Raw genomic sequence first — 809 nt, forward strand, 5'->3', positions numbered from 1 at the left:
CATCTAAATCTGACCCACCCCGAGACAGCGTAGTACATCTATTCCGGTGTGGATAACTCTTCGTTACCCGCTGGTTTTTCCGCTCTTTTTCTTGTTGTCTTTGCCTTGGCAGAACTGGTCCTGAAGCGCCACGATTCATTGCCCGTTTCGACGATGTGGCAGTGATGGGTGACGCGGTCCAGCAGCGCTGTCGTCATCTTTGCATCGCCGAACACGCTCGCCCACTCGCCGAAGCTGAGATTGGTCGTGATCGCGACGCTCGTGTGCTCGTATAGCTTTGAGAGCAGATGGAACAGCAATGCACCGCCGGTCTGGCTGAACGGCAGATAGCCCAGTTCGTCGAGGATCACCAGATCGACGTACATCAGCTTGTGGGCAATCTGGCCTTGTTTGCCGATGGACTTCTCCTGCTCCAGGGCGTTGGTCAGCTCGACGGTCGAGAAGTAGCGCACACGCTTGCCGTGGCGCTGTACGGCTTCGATTCCGATCGCTGAGGCGAGGTGCGTCTTGCCAGTGCCCGGACCACCGATGAACACGACGTTGTGCGCGCTTGCGAGGAACGACAGCTCGCTCAGTTCGCGCACCAGCGCTTCGTCGACGTGTGCCTGCGCGAAGTCGAAGCCCTTCAGGTCGCGGTGTGCCGGGAAGCGCGCAGCGGTCATTTGATAGGCGATCGAGCGCACCTGCCGTTCGGCGGTTTCAGCCATCAACAGCTGCTTCATGAAGCGCTCCGGCTCGAAGTCAGTGTGACGCGACTGCGCGAGCAGCTCCGGCCATGTGCTCGCCATGCCGTGCAGTTTAAGACCCTT

1 protein-coding gene is annotated in these 809 nt (G+C 59.3%); it reads right to left on the bottom strand.

Going from position 1 to position 809, the window contains the following annotated elements; translation table 11 throughout:
* Window positions 1-38 precede the first annotated feature (38 nt).
* A partial coding sequence (gene istB / locus JMF90_RS38955; RefSeq protein ID WP_201326531.1) for an IS21-like element helper ATPase IstB occupies window positions 39-809 on the bottom strand: 771 nt, incomplete at its 5' end.

The organism is Burkholderia sp. E168m23, from assembly GCF_016586125.1.
GTDB classification, from domain to species: domain Bacteria; phylum Pseudomonadota; class Gammaproteobacteria; order Burkholderiales; family Burkholderiaceae; genus Burkholderia; species Burkholderia orbicola.